Source organism: Bombella pollinis (assembly GCF_026385485.1).
Taxonomy (GTDB): Bacteria; Pseudomonadota; Alphaproteobacteria; order Acetobacterales; family Acetobacteraceae; genus Bombella; species Bombella pollinis.
This window is the reverse complement of the sequence record NZ_JANIDX010000008.1, coordinates 48248-68889: the sequence shown is the minus strand read 5'-3', so window position 1 is coordinate 68889 and position 20642 is coordinate 48248. Positions and strand designations below refer to the sequence as shown.

Sequence of the window (20642 nt, the reverse complement as noted above, 5' to 3'; positions counted from 1 at the left end):
GTAATTAAGCGGTCCAGCGGTAGAGCCATGTTTCAGAAAGGGGGCCTTGGGCACTGGCGAGTTGGACATGCAGCTCGCATAATTTGGCGGCTCCGGGGTCTAGTTGGAAGAAGGCGCGCACGCCATTAATTTCCGGATTAGGCATAATGGTGATGGCAGAAATCTCCCCCGCAGAGCTCTGGGCGAGGAGATGATAAGCTGTGTCACTGGGGAGGGTGCGGAAGGGTTCGCCGTCAAAATCGAGGACGAATTGCACTTTCTCTGGATGGTCGGTTACAGCACCGACGCGTGTATCATGAATGCGCGCAAGATGTGTTGGCCAAGGCGTATCCCACCCCCAATACATCCGATAGGTGAAGTTATAGCTCTGCCCTGCTTTTAGCGGTTGGTTAGGCCGCCAGAAGGAGACGATATTATCATTGACCTCACTAGGGGTGGGGATTTCGACAAGTTGAACGCCGCCTTCCCCCCAATTTCCAATAGGTTCGACCCATAAAGAGGGACGTTTTTCGTAATGGAGGGCGAGGTCTTCATAATCGTGAAAATTACGTTTGCGCTGCATCAGCCCATAGCCGTAAGGCCCTGCATCACTAAAGGAGGAGAGTTGAAGGTCGGTTGGGTTTGTGAGTGGGCGGTAGATGTTTTGGCCTGCCCCTGTCCATATTTGGAGGGCCTCACTATCATGCGCAGCAGGCCGCCAGTCATTAATGTGGGTCCGGTCATTTGCGTCAAAATAATACATGCCTGTTAGGGGCGCGATTCCTCCCGCTGTGATGTCCGTGCGGGGGAAGAAGGAGGATTGGACATCAAAGAGGGTCGTCTCACCGGGGCGAATGGTGAAACGAAAGGCCCCCGTAAGGGAGGGGCTATCCATTAACGCATGGAGGATGAGAGATTGGCTACCGGGGACGGGTTTCTCCAACCAAAAGCTGCGGAATGTGGGGAACTCCTCCCCCGTTGGGGTGCCGGTATCTTTTGCAAAGCCACGGGCGGAGAGGCCGTAAGTTTGCCCCTTAGCAACCGCGCGGAAATAGGATGCCCCGAGGAATACGGCACATTCTTCCATCACACCGGGATGATTGAGGGCATAACGGATGCGTAAGCCAGAGAAGCCTTCCCCCCCGGTCAGGTTTAGGGAAGGGTCTTTACTGGTGAACATATCGGCCGTGTAGTTAACAGGGCGTGCTGTACCGTCATGGACCTCATAAACATCAATAAGCTGCTTATAGAGATACCCGCGCGGGAAGAACTCAACATCAAAAGCGAGGTTGTCTTGCTTCCATAATGCTTTTTCTGAATTGAACTGAACGGCAGAGAATTGGTCAAAACTCATATGAGCCAGCGCATCGGGGAGGTCCTTGCGCGGGGGCTTGTAGCTTTTAGAGGCAAGGTCGCGCGCTAATGTGCGGACGGTGCTGTCATCAAATGGGGTAGCGGAGCCATCATCAGCATGAGCATGGCGTGCGGAGCTTGCACCAAGAGCAAGCCCTGCCCCTAAGCCTACGCCTGTTTTAACTATTGTTCGCCGTGTGATTTTCATGATGATACTGACAAACCCTATCTATATCTCTGCAATCTGCTCCTCTTTACCCTGATATGGAAGGGGGAGGGAATGGGCATTGCACGGATAGATATATTAAAAAAATGTAGCTTTTTAAGGGCTAAGCCGTTCTAGGTCGCCAGTAATGCTCCCAAGGGGGCAGTTGAGCGGCTATGTGGCGGAGTGTGGTAGCGGTAGGTGTGGTCGTTAGTGGGGAGACATGGAGGAGAGGCCGACAATGGCTTACATCCTCCAATATCTGGGTGTTTTGTGGGGATTCGACCCCATTAGTGATGAAGCCAAGGACGGGAATCCCACGTTGATACAGGGCCTCAAGGCTTAAAAGGGTGTGATTAAGTGTGCCTAAATTGCTGCGGGTGACGAGGATGACGGGCAAGCCAAGTTGGGCGATGAAGTCAATCATCAACATAGTCTTCGTCAGTGGCACCATAAGGCCGCCTGCGCCTTCTATAATCAAGGGGGCGTGGGGGGCTTCTGGTAGGGTAAGCTGTTTGGGGTGGAGGGTTATGCCCTCAAGCGCGCTGGCAGCAGCGGGGGCGAGCGGGGCTTGCAGCGCGTAAGCTGGGGGGAGGATATGGTCTTGGGGGAGTTCTGTAAGCTGTTGGACGGTCTCAGTATCGCCGGGCTCCTCAGCAAGGCCGGTTTGGAAGGGCTTCCAATAGGTTCCATGCCACGCGCGTGTTAGGGCGGCACTGATGAGCGTTTTGCCGATTCCTGTATCCGTCCCGGTGACAAAGACGCCTTTTGGCGGGTGGGGTGGCAGTGGGGGAGGAGGGGCATAGAGCATGGGTTACACTCCCTTTTGGAAGAGGCCGAAGGCGGCATGATAGGTCACATGGTCGTAATGGGCATCAAAATACCGCATCGCTTTGCGGAGCTGGGCGGCAGGGCGATGGGTGTGACGTGGCAGGGAGGCCCCAATGCGGCGCAAGCCTTGGAGGAAGTCCCGCGCAGATGGGATAGGGTCGTGCATGGCTTCACCCCGCCAGACACCCTGGCCATGAGCGGGCCAGTCTTGCTCTAGCTGGGTGAGGGTAGGGTAGTCTGGCACACCGCAAGCGGTCGCGGTGGCGTGGCAGCTTTCCCGCCATTGGTGCAAGCTGCCTGCCTGTAAGGTGCTGACCATAAGCCGTCCGCCGGGGCGTAAAAACTGTGTAAGGGCTTGGAAAGCGCGGGCGCGGTCCTCAAACCATTGGAGGCAAAGATTAGAGGTGATGAGGTCGAACCCTTCTGGCGGGGTTTGGTGGGGGAGGGGGGCCTCACCATCCATGACATAGCAGCGTATGTGCGCGGGTAGGGCGGCGCAGTGGTAGCGGGTGCGCTCTACCATAGCGGGGGCGATGTCGGTGAGGTGGTAATGACCTTGTGGGAAGGCCTCAATGAGGGCGCGGCTGAGTAAGCCTGTCCCACAGCCGAACTCTAAAATATGTTTGGGTTTTTCCGTGCGATGTTCTTTCTTAATCCATGAGGCAAGTGTTGTGGCGCAGCGTTTTTGGATGGAAGCGGCTTGCTCATAATGATGGGCGGCATCAAAGCGGGCGGCGATGGTGGCTTTGCGGTGGTTTGTCATAAGGAAGCGTTGATGATGCGTGTGAGAAAGGCTGCACACTCTTGTGGGTGCGTGAGGGGGAGGCGATGGCCGCCTGTGCGTTCTACTCCCCACGCCGCAGCTCCCATGCCGGAACGCGCGGGGATGAGGGGGTCATCCACACAATGGAGGCTATAAAGCCGCCCCTGCCAATAAGGCAAATGGTCGCGGTGATCGACCGTCTCGAGCATGGTGAGACCGTCCGTTAAAGCGGGGAGATTGAGTGTTGAGGGTAGGGTGGGGTCTGGCTCCCCACACATATGGCGGAATTGCCGCAGGACGGTTGCAGGCTGGCGTTCAAATTGCCGTATCATGCGGTGCATAATGCGTGGGGGGAGGCCCTCTGGGTAATCGGGGGCTGCGGTAAAGCGAGCAAAGCCGTTAAGGCTGATAAGCCCACGGCAGAGAGGGGAGCGTAACGCGAGCAAAGCGCAGGCCCCTGCGGAGTGACCAACTGCCCAAAAGGGAACCTCTGGTAATGGGGGGTGAGCAGGGGAGCCAAAATAGCCTGCATCAGCACAGATATGCCGCCATGAGGGGAGATGCGCGTGCAGCCCCTCCCAAAAATGGGCATCATACCCCCAGCCATGAAGATAATAGAGAGTGGTCATCAGGCGGCATGGCTCCTCAAGCTAGAGAGGAGGGCCTCGCCGAGCTGGTCAATCATTGAGGTAGAGAGCTGGCTTGTTAAAGCGATGCGGAGGCGGGCTGTGCCGGGGGGAACCGTTGGCGGGCGGATAGCCACGCTGAGAAAGCCGCGTGCCTCCAAAGCGTGGGCTATCTGTAAAGCGGTGTGGCTTTCCCCAACCATAATGGGGATGATGTGCGTGCTAGAGGCCCCCGTATCCCAGCCTGCGTCTTGAAGGTGGGAGCGGAGACGGTTGGCTTGTGTTTGGAGGTGGCAACGCTCATGCTCTAAGTGGGGCACGAGTTCTAACGCCGCGTCTAAAGCACCAAGGCAAGCGGGAGGCAGGGCCGTGCTGTAAATAAAGCCGGAAGCGTGATTGAGCAGATAATCACATAAGGCGCGGCTGCCTGTAACAAAGGCCCCCATCCCCCCGAGGGCTTTGCTGGCTGTACTCATGGTAATATCGGCCATGCCTTGGGTAAGGCCGCGCCCTTCTGGCCCTAGTACAGCGGTTGCGTGGGCTTCATCTACATAAAGAAAGGCTTCGTAACGTTTAGCGAGGGCGCGTAGGGCGGCAATATCGGCTCGGTCGCCATCCATGGAGAAAACACTCTCCGTGATGATGAACTTTAAGCCCGGTTGGGAGGCATGGCGGTGGAGGAGGGTTTCCAAATGGGTGAGGTCATTATGGCGGAAGCGGATTTGCCGTACCCCTGCTGCTAAACAGCCCTGATGAAGGCTGGCATGGTTAAGCTTATCCATAAAAAAGAGCGCAGGATGGCCCATCTGGCGAAGCGATAGCTGGTTGAGGGCTGGCAGGAGGGAGGCATTGGCTTGCCATCCGCTGGCAAAGAGCAAAGCCGCTTCGCTCTTTTTAAAAGCCGCAAGTTTAGCCTCTAGCTCTGTGTGGAGGGGCAAGGTCCCGCTGACAAGGCGGGAGGCCCGTGCTCCAGTGCCGTAACGCTCCGCCCACTCTGCGGCGCGGTGGCGTAATAGGGGGTGATGGGCGAGGCCGAGATAATCGTTGGAGGTGACATCAATCAGGGCGCGCCCTTGGTGGATGAGCCGTTCCCCTTGCCGCATCATGGGGGTGAGATGGCGGCGTGTATGGTGCTTGTCACGCTCTTGGAGAGCGGCATGGAGAGCGTTTTGAAGGTGATTCATCCTAGATGCTCTTTTAGGACACGCTTTATAGCCCCAGTGAGGTGGGTGAGTTCATCTGAGGTGATGGTAAAGGCGGGGGTAAGGTAAATAATGCGCCGGAAGGGCCGTATCCATACGCCCTCTTTAAGGAAGGCGCGTTTTAGGGCTTCAGGGTCATCTAATCTTTCAAGCTCTACAACGCCAATGGCCCCAAGAGTGCGGACATCGCGCACGCCGGGTAGGTGACGGCATGGCTCTAGCTCATGGGTCATTTGGGTATGAATGGCGCGGACTTGCTCTAGCCGGGGTTCTTGGTCGAAAAGATCAAGCGAGGCATTAGCAACCGCGCAGGCGAGTGGATTGGCCATAAAGGTGGGGCCGTGCATGAGGGCGTGGAGGGGATTGTCCGAGAGAAAAGCCTCAAAAACTGTTTTGCGGGCCACCGTTGCGGCGAGTGGCATGGTCCCTGCTGTGAGGGCCTTGGAGAGGGCGATGATGTCTGGTGTGATGTCGGCTTGCTCGCAGGCAAAGAAGGTGCCTGTGCGGCCAAAACCGGTAAAGACTTCATCCAAAATCAGCAAAATTCCGTAAGAATCGCAGAGGCGGCGGAGCTGGCGAAGGGTTTCTGCGGTGTGAAAGAGCATCCCTCCCGCCCCCTGGACGAGAGGCTCAACAATGAGAGCAGCGATTTCATGGCCTTGTCGGGCGAGGAGGGCCTCCAAAGCGGCGGAATGTGCGAGCGTGGTGGGGAGGTCTGCAAGGATTTGCTGCGGTAAAGCTGCGCCAAAGAGGCGGTGCATTCCTTCTTCAGGGTCACAAATGGCCATCATCGCTAGGGTATCGCCATGATAGCCCCCGCGGAAGGAGAGTAGCTTATGCCGTCCTGCATGGCCTTTATTGAGATGATATTGAATGGCCATTTTCGCTGCGACTTCCATCGCGACAGAGCCAGAATCTGTAAAAAAGACGCGCTCTAAGTCGCCCGGTAAGCGGGCCGCGAGCCGTTGGGCAAGGGTTATGGCTGGTTGATGGACCATACCGCCAAACATGACATGGGGCATGCGCTCAGCTTGTGTGATAAGCGCGCGGCGTATGGAAGGGTGGTTATAGCCGTGGCAGGCTGTCCACCAAGAGGCAATGCCATCTATAAGGGTGCGCCCATCAGCAAGGGTGATGGTACTACCAGAGGTTGCTTGTGCTTCAACCGGGAAGGGAGCGGTATGCATTTGGCTATAAGGTAGCCAGAGATGAGGGAGGGTGCTGGCAGTGTTCATAGGTTAAGGGTGATAGGGCCGTTAGGATAAGAGGATGAACATGATGAGCTGGTAATGTCCCTTAAAGGAGGAAGGGAGACAAGGGGGCAGGCTATCTTATTGGGAAGATTGCAAAAAACTCACTTGACGTTAAGTTACCTGTATCTAAAGGGATGGTTATCTATAGGGCTATTCTCACCTAAATAAATGGAGAACGGCTAATGTGGGCATTGTATGAGGATTGAGAAAGATATCATGGTGAAGATGCGTGCTTTGTTGGCGGTTCTGGTTGTGCCGTTTTTGGCTTTAACGGCATGTGAGACACCGGGGCAGGAATCACGGCCTGATGTGTATGATCAATCCCAAGTCAATACCGTGCAGCGGGGCCGTGTTGTGCAGATTATCTCTGTCTCTGTGGCGCGTGTTAATGTTGATAATGCGCGTAATCGGCGTACCGCTAAGATTGTAGGTGGCCTTGTAGGGGCAGCTTTAGGGAGCGGTTTGGCCGTTGGTGCGGGTCATTCTGGCTGGGGTGGCGGTTTGGCTGCTGGTGCTGGTGGGGCTATTGGTGGGTCCCTTGTTGGCGGGCAGGTTGTAGGTGATCATACACTCGTTAAAGGTGTGACGATTGCCTATCAGGACCGTGCAGGTGGGGAGGTGCTTCTTTCCACCCAAGTGGGACGGACATGCGAATATAAGCCCGGTACGGCGTTATTGGTCTCCACAGGGGGGACGGGGACGCGTGTTCAGCCTAATGCGGCATGTCCGCGCCGGTAAAGCTGTGTGAAGGAGGGTGAATGATGCGGCATAATAGATGGGCTGTAGGTTGTGCTTTTAGCCTTATTCTGGCTCTTTATAATGGGGTGGTTTACGCGCAAGCGATGGACCCCACACAGTTAGAGCATTTAGGCCAGATTCAGGATAGCCAAGACCAACGCCGCGTCTCTTTGGAGGTTGCGCAGCAGCAAGCCGCACAACGGGCGGCCCAAGCACGAGTGCGTCAGCGGCAACAGGATGAGGCTTATGCAGCGCGTATTGCTGCCGCACAACGTGCGCGTGCTGAGACGGATTGGCAGGATGACCGGCAATATCGTGAGGCAAGCCGTGCTATTGTGTTGCAGAAACAGCAGCTTGAGCTCAAAATGTTGGAGAGCCGTGTGAGCCATGAGGATGAGTTCGTCAAAGCGGATTTAGCGCAGAAACAAGCGCAGACGGAGCAATTACGCCAAGCGGCGCAGGGCGATGTTGCTTTGAAGACAGACCTTGGGCAGGCCGCAAAAATGGCGCAACGCCATTGGTGGGAACAATAAGAACATTGGAAAGATAGCGATGGGAGAGGGCATGATGATGAGGCAGCTTATAAAATATGGCGTGTTTAGCCTGCTAGTGCTGGGGGTTGCCTCGGTATCTCATGCAGCAACAAGCTTGCCTGATAAGGTGCCATTTCTACGAGAGACCTATCAAGATTGGCAGCTTGCCTGCCAAGCACCGGGTGGGACTAATAAAAGCGGTGAGGTCAAATGTGTGGCGACGCAAAGGGCGATTGATGTTCATACTCATAAGAGTGTGATGAGTTTACGGCTAGAGCCTGATGGCGAGCAAGTGCGTGGTGTGGTGACGGTCTCCTTTGGGTTGGATTTATTGCATGGGTTAACCCTAACCAACGCCTCTCAGCCGGTAGGGGATATTTATTCCTTCTCGACCTGTTTGCCGACAGGTTGCCTTGTGCCTCTTACATTTGATGATGGGCAATGGCGCACGCTTTTAAAAGATAATATCGGGACATTTACGGCGTTGAGTTTTTCTGGTCAGCCGGTCAAGCTGCTTTTCTCTACGCGAGGGTTAGAGCAAGCTATGCGGCGTGCGCGGGATTTAACGCAATAAATCTCGGTTGCGCTGACCCATACCTTACTTATGTGCCGCAGAATGTGTAACGCACTTCCTCCTCTGGTGAGGGGGTGACAGTAAGGGCATCGTCTGCCTCGGCAAAGGGGGTTTTGAGGGCCTCATGCAGGCGATGGAAGGGTTGATAGTCCCCTTTGAGAGCTTGGGAAAGTGCGTTTTCTATTTGATGATTACGCGGGATAATGCGCGGATTAGTGGCCTGCATGGCCTCTTGCCGTGCCTTGGGGGAGCGTTCTTCTAGCGTAAGGCGGTGGAGCAGCTCTGTTCGGCAGAGGTCAAAATGGCCTTTATTAGTGGGGAATAAGTCTCGTACATCATGATAGTGTCCTTCCACCGCCACGGATGTAGAGCTAAGCATACGGAATATATTGGTGAAGTCTGCTTGGCCAGTATGCATGGTTTCTAACAGATGTTCTAATAGGCGAATATCGTGCTCGTCTTGCTTCTCAAGACCTAGTTTACGGCGAAAGCCTGAGAGCCAGTTATGATGAAAGAGGTGATCAAACTCATGCAGGGCCTCTTGTGCTTGCTCAATAGCGCGGTGTTCATCTTCATCGAACAAAGGAAAGAGACATTCTGCTAAGCGGCTAAGATTCCAGAGGGCAAGAGCTGGTTGGCGGCCATAAGCGTAGCGGCCATCTTTATCAATAAAGCTGAAATGCTTCATCGGGTCGAAACGGTCCATAAAGGCGCAAGGACCGTAATCGAGAGTTTCGCCAGAGAGGGCGCAATTATCGGTATTCATCACCCCATGGATGAAGCCGACCTCCATCCAGCGGGCAGTGAGGGCTGCGTGTTTTTGGATAACCAGTTTCAGCAGATTATAATAACGTGTTGGTCCATCCTCCTCAGCAAGATGGGGGAAAAGCCGTTGGATTGTAAAATCCGCTACGTCACGCACACGCTCTAACCCGCCATGAGCAGCAGCATATTGGAAGCTGCCTACCCGGATATGGCTGCGTGCTACTCGGACGATGAGCGCACCGGGGACAGGGCCACTATTGCGCTCTATTGTTTCTCCCGTGGTGAGGACTGCTAGGGCGCGTGTTGTGGGGATGTTAAGGGCATGCATAGCCTCGCTGACGATATATTCACGCAGGGCAGGGCCGAGTGTGTTTTTACCGTCCCCTCCACGGGAGAAGGGGGTCCGCCCGCTTCCTTTAATTTGGAGTTCCATCATAGTGCCGTTTTGGTCTTGGCAATCGGCAATGAGGGCGGCGCGGCCATCGCCCAGAGAGGGTACAAATTGGCCAAACTGATGCCCAGCATAAGCGGTCGCAACGGGGCTTTGGGGGGATGGGGTGGGCAAAAGCCCTTGGCTGAGAAAGGCAATTCCCGCAGGGGAGTGTAGCCAGGCCACATCCAACCCTAAATCATGGGCTAAGGTCTCATTAAGGGCGATAATCTGTGGGGCAGGCGGCGGTAATGGAGTGATGGGCTTATGGAAGAAGTCTGATAAATGGCGTGTATAAAGTGGGGTTGTGAGCATGACGGCTACCTTTGGATAGCTGAGCGGCGAGGAGTTGAGGGAGGGATGAAGGCCTAGAGGCCGTTTTTTGTCACATAGGGAGGCTGTTTGTAAAATGAAAGGAGGGTCATATAGGCTAAAAAGGGGTAGGAATGGTTTTGTGCCCTTGCTGTCTGGGGTGACACATTATAGATTTCGCGCTTAATAGAGTATGAACTAGGGGTGTGTACGTATAAACCCCATCATAGTAGACGAGATAAGGTAAGGATATTCTGTGGAGAACCAGCCCCCAACTGGCAAGCAGGCTTCTGGGCAGAAGGCCGAGCGGGTAAATCCGGTCTATATTCGCCTACGGGCTGTTATGGCCGCAGCGCGTTACCATGGTATAGAGCTGGATCTACGCGACTTCGCGGCAGAGCCGGGGGAATCGTCCCCCTCTCCAGCGACATTGGTGCGTTGGTTGCGGGATTATGGGGCGGTTGCCAAGGGGATGCGCCTGCGGTGGCGGTACCTTGTCAAGTTAGGCTATACGCCGCCAGTGGTGCTTCTCTTTCGTGATGGCTCTGCGGGCCTGCTAGTCCGTACGGACCCAGAGAAAGGGATTGTTTGGCTGCGTGACCCGTTGAAGGGGGAAGGAGAGCCGCCTGTCCCTGTCGATGAGCTGCGGCTGATGCAGCTTTGGACGGGCGATGTTGTTCTTATCAAACGGCGGTCTGATGAGTCGGAATCCGATGCGGTGTTCGACTTCTATTGGTTTGCCAAGATGGTCCTGCGGGAGAAGAAAGGCCTGCGGGATATTATCTTTGCCTCTATGATTGTCAGTGTGTTGGGGCTTTTCCCAGCGATGATTGTCATGCAGGTGGTTGATAGGGTTATCAATTATCACTCTATGGCGACATTGGTCTCTTTGAGTGGTTTTGTGTTGATTCTCAGCTTGTATGAGATTTTGCTGACTTATGCTCGGCAAGAGCTGATGCTCATTGTCACAACGCGCATTGATGCGCGTATCTCCCTCCATGCGTTTAACCGTCTGTTGGCTCTGCCGTTGGAGTTCTACGAGCGGCAGCAGGCTGGTGAGGTGCTAGGCCGCTTTCATTCCATCTTCAAAGTACGTGACTTTATGACCGGGCAGGTGATGAACACCCTGCTTGATATGTTCATGCTAATGGTTGTGATGCCCGTTCTCTTTTATATGAGCTCCACTATGGCGTGGTTGACCCTGCTTTGTGCTGGGGGCATCGGGTTGATTGTTGTTATCATGCTCCCCGTTGTTAGCCGCGTTGCTGGGAAGATGGTGCGGGCAGAGATGCAGCGCGGGGCGACTTTATATGAGACTGTTGCGGGGATTCGGACGGTTAAGACGCTCGCTTTAGAGGCCACAAGGCGGGCAGAGTGGGATGAGCGCACGGCCACGGTGATTCATTGGCGGTTAGCCTCCCAGCGTTTGTCTAATTGGGTGAATACGTTGGTGCAGCCGCTCAATATGTTCATTAATCGTGGGATTATCCTAGTGGGGGCTTATTTGGTTCTTACCGATTCTGACACGATGCAGGGCGGTGCACTTATGGCCTTTATGATGCTGGGCGGACGTGTCGCCGCCCCGCTGGTGAGTTTGGCTAAATTGATGGAATCCATCAATGAAGTTACGGTTTCGCTTGGGGAAGCGGGAGCGGTATTGAACCAGCCGACAGAAACATACGCTCTTACTCATGGGATGCGCCCTGTTATCAAAGGGGCTCTTAGTTTTGATAGCATCAACTTTACCTATCCGGGGGCGGCTAATAAGGCCCTGTCTGATGTTAATTTTGAGGTTCCTGCGGGGACGATGCTCGGCCTTGTGGGGCGGTCTGGATCCGGTAAATCTACCATTACGCGCCTGTTGCAGGGGGTGAGTCGTAATTATCAAGGGTATCTCCGTCTCGATGGGGTCGATTTGCGCGAGATTAACTTGCATTATTTGCGGCGGTCTTTTGGTGTTGTGTTGCAGGATAACTTCCTCTTTCGCGGCACGATTCACGATAATATCACCGCCGGGCGACCGGGTTTGACGTTGGATGATGTTATCCGTGCAGCCCGCCTAGCTGGAGCGGAGGAGTTTATTGAGCGTATGCCTGCGGGCTATGAGACGTGGATTGAGGAAGGCTCTACCAATATTTCCGGTGGGCAGCGGCAGCGTTTGGCGATTGCGCGTGCTGTGATTTCCGACCCTAAATTGATGATTTTGGATGAAGCAACCTCCGCTCTGGACCCGGAATCAGAAGCTTTGGTGAATGCGAATTTGCAAAATCTGGCAAAGGGGCGGACGATGGTGATTGTTTCCCATCGCCTCTCCTCTTTGGTGAAATGTGACCAAATTGCTGTTCTTGACCAAGGGCGTGTTGTGGATATTGCTCCACATGAAACCTTGTTGGAGCGTTGTGATGTGTATCGAACACTCTGGTTACAGCAAAATCGGCATTTAGAAGCAGCAGAATCGTCCCCCTCACGCGGGGCGGCGCGAGACGATAATCACCCCGCAGGAGGGCAGGACTGATGAGTAATCATAAATCGACCAGCCCCGCCCCCCAGCGCGATGGAGGCACGCGGGAAGATGTGTCTGATACCTCTATGGAGGCAGTAAGCGTAAAGGGCCCGCGTAAGGCAGATGATCCGTACGCCCCGCATGACATGCCCGTTGCGTTGTTGGAGTTCCACTCCCCAACGTTAGGGCTTGTTAATATGCCCATGACGGCTTCGGCTCGTTATATCGTTTGGATTGTTGGTTCGTTGGTCTTAGCCTCTATTGCAGCGATGGGGTTGTTTCCGGTTAATAAGGTGGTTACGGCGACTGGGCGGCTTATTTCGACAGAGCCTATTGCGATTATTCAGCCCTCAGCTATGGGGCGTGTAAAGACGATCAATGTCAGTGTGGGGCAATATGTCCGTAAAGGGCAGGTTATGGCGCGGCTGGATCCTACATTGAGCGATGCGGATATGGAGAATCTTTCCGCTCAGATGCTCTCTCTCCAAGCAGAGGTGGTACGGCTTAAAGCGCAGGCGAGCAATCAGACATATCATGTGGATATGAATGTCCCTGCCTCCCTCCAGCAGCAGGAAGTCTTCCTTAAAATGCAGGCTGATTATCAAGCGCATTTGCAGGATTATGATCGCCGCATTGCAGGGATGCAGAATGATTTGCAGGCCGCTAAGGGCAATGTCGCGATGTATAGCAGCAAGCTGCGTGTAACGCGTGCTGTGCTGGATATGCGCCAACGTGAACAGAAGGAGGCTGTAGGCTCTCGCTTATCTACCCTTGGGGCGCAAGATGCTGTGATGGATACAGAGCGGCTTCTCATTGCTGCTCAGCAGGAAGTGGGGGGAACACAAAACCGCCTTATAGCTCTCCAAGCTCAGCGTGATAGCTATGTCCACTCATGGATGGTGAGCATTTATAACCAGCTTGTGACAGATGAGCGAAAACTGGACCAGTTGAGAAGCCAATATCGTAAGGGCCGTGAAGCCCAAAAGGATATTGACCTTCGTGCGCCAGCAAATGGAATTGTCCTTACCATTGCGCCGATTTCTGTTGGGTCTATGGTTTCGCCCACTATGCGGGTGATGACGTTGGAGCCAACCGATACAGGGATGGAAGTTGAGGCGATTATGAGCCCGCAGGATAGTGCCTATGTGCGGGAGGGGCATCATGCGATTATTAAATTCGCGAGCTTTCCTTATGTGCAATATGGCGGGGCTAAAGGGACGGTTCGGCTTATTAGTGCCGATACGTTCTTGCCGCCGGAGATGGTGGAGGGGAATATCCGCGCAGGGATAGACCCATCTGCGTTGATGAAGTCAGGCGGAGCAGCGATTTTCTATCGTGTTCGGTTGAAGATTGATAAATATACGTTGCATGGTCAGCCGTCCTTCTTCCATCCAAGCCCTGGTATGCCCATTACGGCGGATATTGATGTTGGTAAGCGGACGATTCTGGAATATCTGTTTAGTCGTGCTGTGCCGATTGCAACAGATGGTATGAAGGAACCCTCATAAAGGGAGGGTATAGTCATGGCGGGCCGTTTTGAATTTTTTAACTCCGTTCCCCGTAAGCTGAATCGTGCTCAGCGGTTGCAAGAGCGGGGGAAGGCCACGCAAGCCTTCTCCCTCCTAGCGCGGCTGGCAGGCTCTGGTGTGCCAGAGGCAGCGTATAAGGTCGGGCAATGCTATCTTGCTGGGCAAGGCACGCCGCCTTCGTTGGAGGAAGGAGCCCGATGGACGTATCGCGCGGCAGCAGCAGGGTTGGTAGAGGCCTGCTTTACCTTGGCGACCTTATGCGCCATGGGGTTACCGTCTGATTTTGACCCTACAACCCCTGCTGCTGTGGAGAGAGGGCTTTATGACCCCGCTCAGGAAGGTGAGGAGGAAGGATACGCGCCTAACTTTACGCAGGCCCGTTTTTGGGCGGAGCGTGGGGCTGAGGCAGGGCATGTCGAATCCCAAGCTTTATTAGGGCATATTTTTAATCATGGCCCTGAAGATGTGCGGGATAATGAGGCTGCACGGCATTGGTATGGGCAAGCTGTGCGGGGCGGGTCCTTACAAGCAGCTTTGGGGCTAGGGCTTATCCTGCTGGATGAAGCTGTAGATGATGCTCAGCGTGCTTATGCGATGGCTTTGGTGCAGCGGGCAGCAGATGGTGGTGTGGGAATCGCCAATGCGGCGATGGGCTGGCTGTATGAGCATGGTGTTGGCGGGCAGAAGCGTGATGCCGAAAAAGCAGCAGCCTATTATAAGCAAGCCGCAGAGTTAGAGATTCCGTCAGCCCAAGCACGTTATGGCTTGATGTTGCTGAAAGGTGTTGGGGTTACGCCTAACCCTGTGCAAGCGGAAACATGGTTGCGCCGGGCTGCTTATGGGGGAGACCCGGAGGCCGCGGCCTTATTAGGGGATTTATATATCCGTGGGGAGGATTTTCTTCATCGCCCTATGGAGGCCGCCCGGTGGTATGAGCTTGCTGCTGAGCAAAATCATACATCAGCGGCGCGTGTTCTAGCGGTGTTATATCTTACCGGGACAGGCGTTGTGCGGGATGAGGCCAAAGCGGCGCATTGGTTTAATTTTGCGGCCATGCGGGGTGATAAGCATGCCGATGCAGATTTTGGGAATCTTGTACTCGCAGGTGTTGTGCGTCCTGATGAGGAGCGAGCGGACCTTCATAAACGGTTGCGGCAGCAAGCAGAGGGGGGTGACCTTTTAGGGGCGTTTAATTTGGGCGTCTGTTTAGCCCAAGGGATTGGGGCGACAGCGGATGAGCGGCATGCCTTCCATTGGTTTGGGCTTGCGCGGGAAGGTGTGGTGAATGCTCAATATTGGTATGGCCGTATGTTATTTGAGGGGCGCGGTGTAACCAAAAATCAGCGTTATGGGCTGATGTGGATGGAGAAAGCCGCGCGGCAGGGTATGCCAGAAGCTTGCGCGAGTGTGGCGCAGATTTTTGTGACGGGGCAGGTGAATGGCATAAAGGATCATGCCCGCGCGTTGGAGCTGTATCATCAAGCGGCAGAGGGTGGCTTGGTAGAGGCGTATTTCTCCCTTGGGGCGATGTATGGGGGTGGGCATAATGTCCCTGCCGACCTGCCCCGTGCGCGGCATTATTTTGAGGAAGCCGCACAACGGGGTCATGGTTTAGGGCAGATGATGTTGGGGCGTTATTGGCTTAAAGGCCTAGGCGGTGAGCAAGATGTAGAGCAAGCCCGCTACTGGTTGACACAGGCCGCTCAACAAGGGGTTGAACGTGCGAAAGCCTTGTTGGAGGAGATGCCGTCATCGTCTTCTGCCCCCGCGGTATCGTGAAGACACCTGTTACGTTTATTCCCGGTTATGGGCGGTTTTGTACCCCGCAGGAGGAAGCGCGTTGGGAGGCGCAGCATCTCCAAGAGTTGCACAAGATGTTCACCAAAGGGATGGCGTGCATCAAGCAGGGGGAGTTGGAGGATGGGTTATTCTGGCTAGGGCGGGCTGAGCGTCTCTCTGGTCGGGCTGCTACGCTTAGCTTCACATACGCTATGGCGTTATGGGAGGGAGGGTTTTTGGCCAAGGCCCTTCCTCGGTTAGAGGATTTATGGGGTCAATCTGGGGTGAGAGAAACGGGATTGGCCCTTGCAGGCGTGTTATCGCAGCAAGGACGTGCGGTGGATGCTGCGCGCGTTATGGCGCAGCTTTTAGCGCGTAATAGCCTTGGGGACGGGCATGATGTGCTCATGGATGGCATTGTAGCCTCTATAAAGGCTGTTGGATGGGCATCATTGTCGTGCGCGGGGGTGTTATGGCTGCGCGTTAGAAAACTGGTGACGGTGTTTTTAGATGATGTCCCTTTAGGGCCGTTCTCTAGTGGTATGTATGACCTCGCAGAGCATGTCCCTCAACAGAAAGGCCCGTGGTGGCGTGGGGAACGCCTCCATATTATTTGTGATGGCCATACTATGTTAGGAGGCCAGATTGACCTTCAGGCCGTGATACGCTGCCATTCCCTCATCACGCCAGAGGCCCAAGGGGTACGCGGATGGTTATGGTACCCCGGAGAGCCGGGGGCTGTGCCCACTATTAGGGTGGATGGTCATGAAGTACCGATAAAGATAGAGGGGCTAGCGGAGGGCTTTAGCAGCACGGCTCTTTTGCAGCGTCCTTATGGGTTTTACCTTCCCTATGAAGCATGGCCAGACTTAGCGGTAAAGCGGACGGGCTTTTATGATGGTTATGGCAGGTTGTTACAGGGCGCGCCGTTAGACCCGGCCCTTGTGCAGTTGATGCAATCGCCCTCATCTACCGGGAATAAGCGGAAAGGCTGGACGCGGGAAGGTTGCCGGAAGGCGCGTAAGTATGTGGGCAAGGGGCAGCAAAGCACGGTAGCAGCGGGATGCGCGGTGATTATCCCTGTTTATCGGGATAAAGCTATGGTGCAAGCTTGTGTAGAAAGCGTGTTAGCGACCATTCCCCCTTCATGCCGGGTTATTATTATTGATGATGCGTCCCCAGAGGTAGCTTTGCGTACGTATCTCCTCTCTCTCGCACAAGAGGGGCGTGTGCGGATTAAGCGTCATGAGCGTAATCAAGGGTTTGTGGAGAGCATTAATACCGGCCTTGCTTTGGTGCCAGAGGGGTGGGATGTCATTTGGCTTAATAGCGATACGCTTGTCTTTGGCCCGTGGGTAGAACGATTGCGCCGTTGGTTGGGCCAAGCGGGGGTGGGGACGGTCACGCCGCTCTCTAATGCAGGCGGGTTGACCTCTTACCCGGTGCCGAATCGTGACAATCCCGCTCCATCTGTGCAAGAAGCCGCCGCGCTAGATGCGCTGTGCCAACAACAAGCGGAGGCCATGCCACTTCATGTGAGCTTACCGACAGCAAATGGGTTTTGCATGGCTGTTTCGGCTGCGTGTCTTAAAGCGGTAGGACGATTACGAGGGGCGTATTTTGCGCAAGGTTATGGGGAGGAAAATGATTTCTGCCTAAGGGCTAGTGAGGCAGGTTTTACGCATCTTGTGGGGGCGGATGTGTATGTTCTGCATTATGGTCATGGCTCTTTCGGGGCCGAAGGCAGCCCGCTTTTGCAGCGGAATCTTACGATTCTGAATCGCCTTTATCCCGGTTATGATGCCGCGATCCAGCGGTGGAAGCAGGTGGAGCCGCTGCGTGTTTTCTGGCGGCAGTTGGATTGGCAGCGCATGGCCCAGCATCGGGTGCGTTTCTCCAGCGCGGTGGTGTTGCTCCAACATCGGGGCGGTGGGGGTGTCGCGCGCGCCGTGCGTGAACATGCGGTGCGTTTATGTAAAGCGGGGCTTTTACCGTTCATTATCGAGCCCACGATGGAGGGGTGCCGGGTTGTAAGTCCGGTTGAGGGGCTTGTGGTCCCTAATCTTCGTTTCGCTTTGCCAGAGGACTATCCCATTTTGGTGGCCTTTTTGCAGGAGATGGGGGTGGAATGTGTCATTTGGCATCATTTATTAGGGCATGAGCCGGGGATGCGGCAGCTGCATCATAAATTGGGTGTGCCATATGAGGTCTATGTGCATGATCATATATGGTTCTGCCCCCGTATCGCTTTGTGTAATGAGGAAGGGCGTTATTGTGGGGAGCCGTCTCTCACCGGGTGTGAGGCGTGCTTGGCAGAGGGCAATGTCCCGTTGGATGAGGCGATAAGTCTGCCCGCTTTAATTGCTCGCTCAACAAAGGAATTAAACGCAGCGCGCCGGATTGTAGCCCCTAGTGAGGATGCAGCAAAACGCTTGGCACGTCATGTGTCGCTTACAAGGTCCATTATCTGTGAAGCTTTGGAGGATGACCAAACGATACATGCTCGCTCCGCGCTGTTAGTAAAGGATTACTTTTTAGTACGGGGGCGGCCAAGACGGATTGTGATTCTCGGCGGTATTAGCCGGTGGAAAGGATATGACGTTATTTTGACACTAGGGCAGTATATCCAAAAGCATGCTTTGCCTCTGCATTTGATATTGATTGGGGGCACACATGATGACGATGCTCTTTTGCAAGCGGGGGTAAGCGTGACAGGTGCGTATGAGGAAGCTGATACAATGGCGTTGTTGCGAGATGCGGATGCAGATATCGGCTTTATTGCCTCAATCGCGCCAGAAACATGGTGTTATGCGTTGGGATGGTTATGGCAGGCTGGTTTGGCTGTGGTGGGGTTTGATATTGGGGCTTCTGCTGCGCGGATTAAGCAAGCTGGGCCGCAATGGGGGCAGATCATCCCTTTGGGGATGCCAGTGGAGCGGTTAGCAGCGTTTTTTATGACGCACGGATAGCATAACAACCTTTTGAAATATAATGATTTTGCAGAAAGGGTTAAAATAAGGTATTCTGAAGGTGACATACCAACTTGTTCTGTGCGAATAAAGATTTCGTATTTTGTAGTCTCGGCCTATTGGAGAAAACATGCCCGACAAAGAGAAAGACCAACCCCGTCATCATATTACGGACCTCAAGGCCGGTGCGCATGTGATGACGTTGGATGCGGGGGTGTTTTGCGTGTTCCATGCGCCGGGGCAGACAGAGGCCGGACCAAGCGGTCTGCCGGGGATTCGCATCTCCCGTGCGCCGGGCTCCCCGGCTGATGCTGTAGAGGTTGTCACCTTTGCAGAGGATGGCTGGATGGGAGCGGCTAATAGTGCGGCATTGGTGCGCATCCGCCGTGGTCCAGCGGGGATTATGGTCACAACATATCAAGATGGTCAGGCAGGTGGGGAGGCCCCGCGCTTGCAGGTGATTCGTTTGATTGGTGGTGTACCAGCTGGGCAAGTGAGTGGTGAGGCTGTTGCTCCCGTTGCTGGGGAAGGGGGGCAGAGCCAAGCGTCTGTCTCTGGTGCAGCCGGGGCGAGTAAGCATGAGGTTGTAGCTCATGTGCAGCGGCATGGTGATGTTGGCTGTGCCGTGGGGGAATGGGTTGGTAAAAAAGGCAGCAAACGGTGGATTGAGGGCTTCTCCATCACTCCATCTGAGGAAGGGGTTGCTGCAGAAGATATAGAATATCAGGCTGTTCTTGGGCGTGGCTGGTTGTCGCCATGGGCTGAAGGCGGGCAGTTTTGTGGCTCTCGTGGGATGTCCTTGCCGATTCTAGGGTTGCGTGTACGCTTAAAGGGTGAGGCTGCACAAAAATGGTCGCTTGATCTTGTAGCGTGCTTTACCGATGGAACAGAAGTAAGCCTCGCAGATAGTGATGATGATGCCCTCCAGGCAGAGAGCCTTGCTCCGCTGGAGGCTTTTTGTGTCAAGTTGGTGCCTGCGCGGCGGCGGTCTGCTAAAGCAAGCGGTACGCAGGGTCGGGCGCGGTCTGCTAAAGCGTGATGGCCTAAGGTTGGCTGGGGGAACGGGTGCGTTTTCTTTTTGTTCATCAGAGTTTCCCCGCGCAATATGCTCATATTGTCGCACGGCTAGGGCGTAACCCTGAGCATGATGTCGTGTTTCTTACCGCTGGTAAAGGGCCAGACATTCCCGGTGTCAGGCGGGTTTTGTACCGCCTACCGGAGCTGGAGCGCGGTAAGAGCCATCCTTTTGTAGGGGAGTTTGATTACGCGATTCGCCGTGCTGAGGCAGTGGCGGCGGTAGCACGCTCCTTAAAGACGCTTGGTTTCCAGCCTGATATTATCATCGGTCATCATGGCTGGGGTGAGTTGTTGAATCTAGAGTCTGTGTTTCCAGACGTGCCCTTGTTGGGATATTTTGAGTTCTATTATGGTCTGACAGGGCGGGATACGGGGTTTGACCCTGAGTTCCCTCCTCCAGAGAATGTAGAGCTGCTGATTCGCTGTAAGAATACGGTCAATCTTCAGGCTTTAGCAGGGCCAGGATTAGGGCAAACGCCAACGCGTTTTCAGCGGGATACTTATCCGCAATGGGCGCATGATAAGCTTACTTTGTTAGATGAAGGGGTGGACCTTACGCGCTATCGTCCGGACCCTATGATAAAGCGGGAGCCTTTTCAGCTTGGTGAGATAGTGGTCGCGCCTTATGAAACATTGGTGACGTACGCCGCGCGCAATTTGGAGCCTTATCGTGGCTTTCATAGTATGATGCGCGCCTTGCCTGCTTTGTTAAAGGCTCGGCCTGATTGCCGGGTTATCCTCATGGGGGGGGATGATGTAAGTTATGGTGTGCCCCCTGTAGGTGGCGGGACGTGGCGTGAGCAGATGTTAAAGGAGCTTGAGGGCCAGCTAGACCTCTCACGGATTCATTTTGTAGGGTGGTTGGAGCGTGAGCAGATGATTCGTGTGTTGCAACGCTCTGATGCTCATATTTATCTAACATATCCTTTTGTTCTATCATGGTCTTTGCGAGAGGCTATGGCGTTAGGGTGCCCTCTGGTTGTGAGTGATACAGCCCCCGTGCAAGAATATCTTACCCATGGGGAAACGGCTCTGATGGTACCTTTTTTAAAACCGCATGCTTTAAGCGAGGCTATTTTGAATCTTTTGGAACATCGTACATTAGGGGCGCAGTTGAGCCATAATGTGCGCCAAAGAGCCGAGAAGACCTTGGATATGCAGCAGTATCTGGCCCAATATGAGGCCCTGATAAGTAAAATGACAGGCCGGGAGGCGATATAA

16 protein-coding genes are annotated in these 20642 nt (G+C 54.5%); 9 read left to right on the top strand and 7 right to left on the bottom strand.

What is annotated here, in order from left to right:
- Positions 1 to 4: 4 nt before the first annotated feature.
- The 6 genes from NQF89_RS08375 to NQF89_RS08350 all read right to left on the bottom strand — a co-directional run bounded on the left by NQF89_RS08375 (position 5) and on the right by NQF89_RS08350 (position 6194).
- Positions 5 to 1540, bottom strand: a complete 1536-nt coding sequence (locus NQF89_RS08375) for a glucan biosynthesis protein (protein WP_266137954.1) — start codon at positions 1538 to 1540, stop codon at positions 5 to 7.
- A gap of 121 nt (positions 1541 to 1661) precedes the next feature.
- The gene (gene bioD, locus NQF89_RS08370; protein WP_266137953.1) at positions 1662 to 2348 is read right to left on the bottom strand and encodes a dethiobiotin synthase; all 687 of its coding nucleotides are present in this window, start codon (positions 2346 to 2348) and stop codon (positions 1662 to 1664) included.
- A 3-nt stretch (positions 2349 to 2351) separates the two neighbouring features.
- Positions 2352 to 3131: a methyltransferase gene (locus NQF89_RS08365; protein WP_266137952.1), complete on the bottom strand. Its 780-nt coding sequence runs from the start codon at positions 3129 to 3131 to the stop codon at positions 2352 to 2354.
- Complete coding sequence (locus NQF89_RS08360) at positions 3128 to 3760, bottom strand: alpha/beta fold hydrolase (protein ID WP_266137951.1); 633 nt, start codon at positions 3758 to 3760, stop codon at positions 3128 to 3130. The genes NQF89_RS08365 and NQF89_RS08360 overlap by 4 nt, the downstream gene beginning before the upstream one ends.
- Positions 3760 to 4941, bottom strand: a complete 1182-nt coding sequence (locus tag NQF89_RS08355) for an aminotransferase class I/II-fold pyridoxal phosphate-dependent enzyme (protein ID WP_266137950.1) — start codon at positions 4939 to 4941, stop codon at positions 3760 to 3762. The genes NQF89_RS08360 and NQF89_RS08355 overlap by 1 nt, the downstream gene beginning before the upstream one ends.
- Entirely contained in the window at positions 4938 to 6194 is a 1257-nt protein-coding gene (locus NQF89_RS08350; RefSeq protein ID WP_266137949.1) for an adenosylmethionine--8-amino-7-oxononanoate transaminase, read from the bottom strand. The genes NQF89_RS08355 and NQF89_RS08350 overlap by 4 nt, the downstream gene beginning before the upstream one ends.
- A 234-nt stretch (positions 6195 to 6428) precedes the next feature.
- Between NQF89_RS08350 and NQF89_RS08345 the strand changes: the two genes are divergently transcribed.
- Genes NQF89_RS08345 through NQF89_RS08335 form a run of 3 tightly spaced genes read left to right on the top strand, consistent with a single transcriptional unit; the run spans position 6429 to position 8057 of the window.
- Complete coding sequence (locus tag NQF89_RS08345; protein ID WP_155573964.1) at positions 6429 to 6950, top strand: hypothetical protein; 522 nt, start codon at positions 6429 to 6431, stop codon at positions 6948 to 6950.
- A gap of 20 nt (positions 6951 to 6970) precedes the next feature.
- On the top strand, positions 6971 to 7483 hold the full coding sequence (locus tag NQF89_RS08340; RefSeq protein ID WP_266137948.1) for a DUF5384 family protein: 513 nt from the start codon (positions 6971 to 6973) through the stop codon (positions 7481 to 7483).
- A 31-nt stretch (positions 7484 to 7514) separates the two neighbouring features.
- Positions 7515 to 8057 carry an invasion associated locus B family protein gene (locus tag NQF89_RS08335; protein WP_196424634.1) on the top strand — a complete coding sequence of 181 codons (543 nt, stop codon included), beginning with the start codon at positions 7515 to 7517 and terminating at the stop codon, positions 8055 to 8057.
- A 28-nt stretch (positions 8058 to 8085) separates the two neighbouring features.
- Here the strand turns inward: NQF89_RS08335 and NQF89_RS08330 are convergent, their stop codons facing one another.
- The gene (locus NQF89_RS08330) at positions 8086 to 9567 is read right to left on the bottom strand and encodes a protein adenylyltransferase SelO (RefSeq protein ID WP_155578901.1); all 1482 of its coding nucleotides are present in this window, start codon (positions 9565 to 9567) and stop codon (positions 8086 to 8088) included.
- 340 nt (positions 9568 to 9907) lie between these two features.
- Here NQF89_RS08330 and NQF89_RS08325 point away from each other — a divergent pair, with 340 nt between their 5' ends.
- The 6 genes from NQF89_RS08325 (at position 9908) to NQF89_RS08300 (ending at position 20642) form a co-directional block, all read left to right on the top strand.
- Positions 9908 to 12079, top strand: a complete 2172-nt coding sequence (locus NQF89_RS08325; protein WP_155573980.1) for a peptidase domain-containing ABC transporter — start codon at positions 9908 to 9910, stop codon at positions 12077 to 12079.
- Entirely contained in the window at positions 12079 to 13575 is a 1497-nt protein-coding gene (locus NQF89_RS08320; protein ID WP_266137947.1) for an HlyD family type I secretion periplasmic adaptor subunit, read from the top strand. Before NQF89_RS08325 ends, NQF89_RS08320 begins: the two co-directional genes overlap by 1 nt.
- A 15-nt stretch (positions 13576 to 13590) precedes the next feature.
- Positions 13591 to 15375 (top strand): tetratricopeptide repeat protein, encoded by a 1785-nt coding sequence (locus NQF89_RS08315; RefSeq protein ID WP_155573959.1) that lies wholly within the window; start codon positions 13591 to 13593, stop codon positions 15373 to 15375.
- The gene (locus NQF89_RS08310; RefSeq protein ID WP_266137946.1) at positions 15372 to 18344 is read left to right on the top strand and encodes a glycosyltransferase; all 2973 of its coding nucleotides are present in this window, start codon (positions 15372 to 15374) and stop codon (positions 18342 to 18344) included. Before NQF89_RS08315 ends, NQF89_RS08310 begins: the two co-directional genes overlap by 4 nt.
- Before the next feature lie 130 nt (positions 18345 to 18474).
- A complete protein-coding gene (locus NQF89_RS08305; RefSeq protein WP_155573957.1) occupies positions 18475 to 19383 on the top strand; it encodes a hypothetical protein in 909 nt (302 codons plus the stop codon).
- Positions 19384 to 19409: 26 nt separating this feature from the next.
- The gene (locus NQF89_RS08300) at positions 19410 to 20642 is read left to right on the top strand and encodes a glycosyltransferase (RefSeq protein ID WP_266137945.1); all 1233 of its coding nucleotides are present in this window, start codon (positions 19410 to 19412) and stop codon (positions 20640 to 20642) included.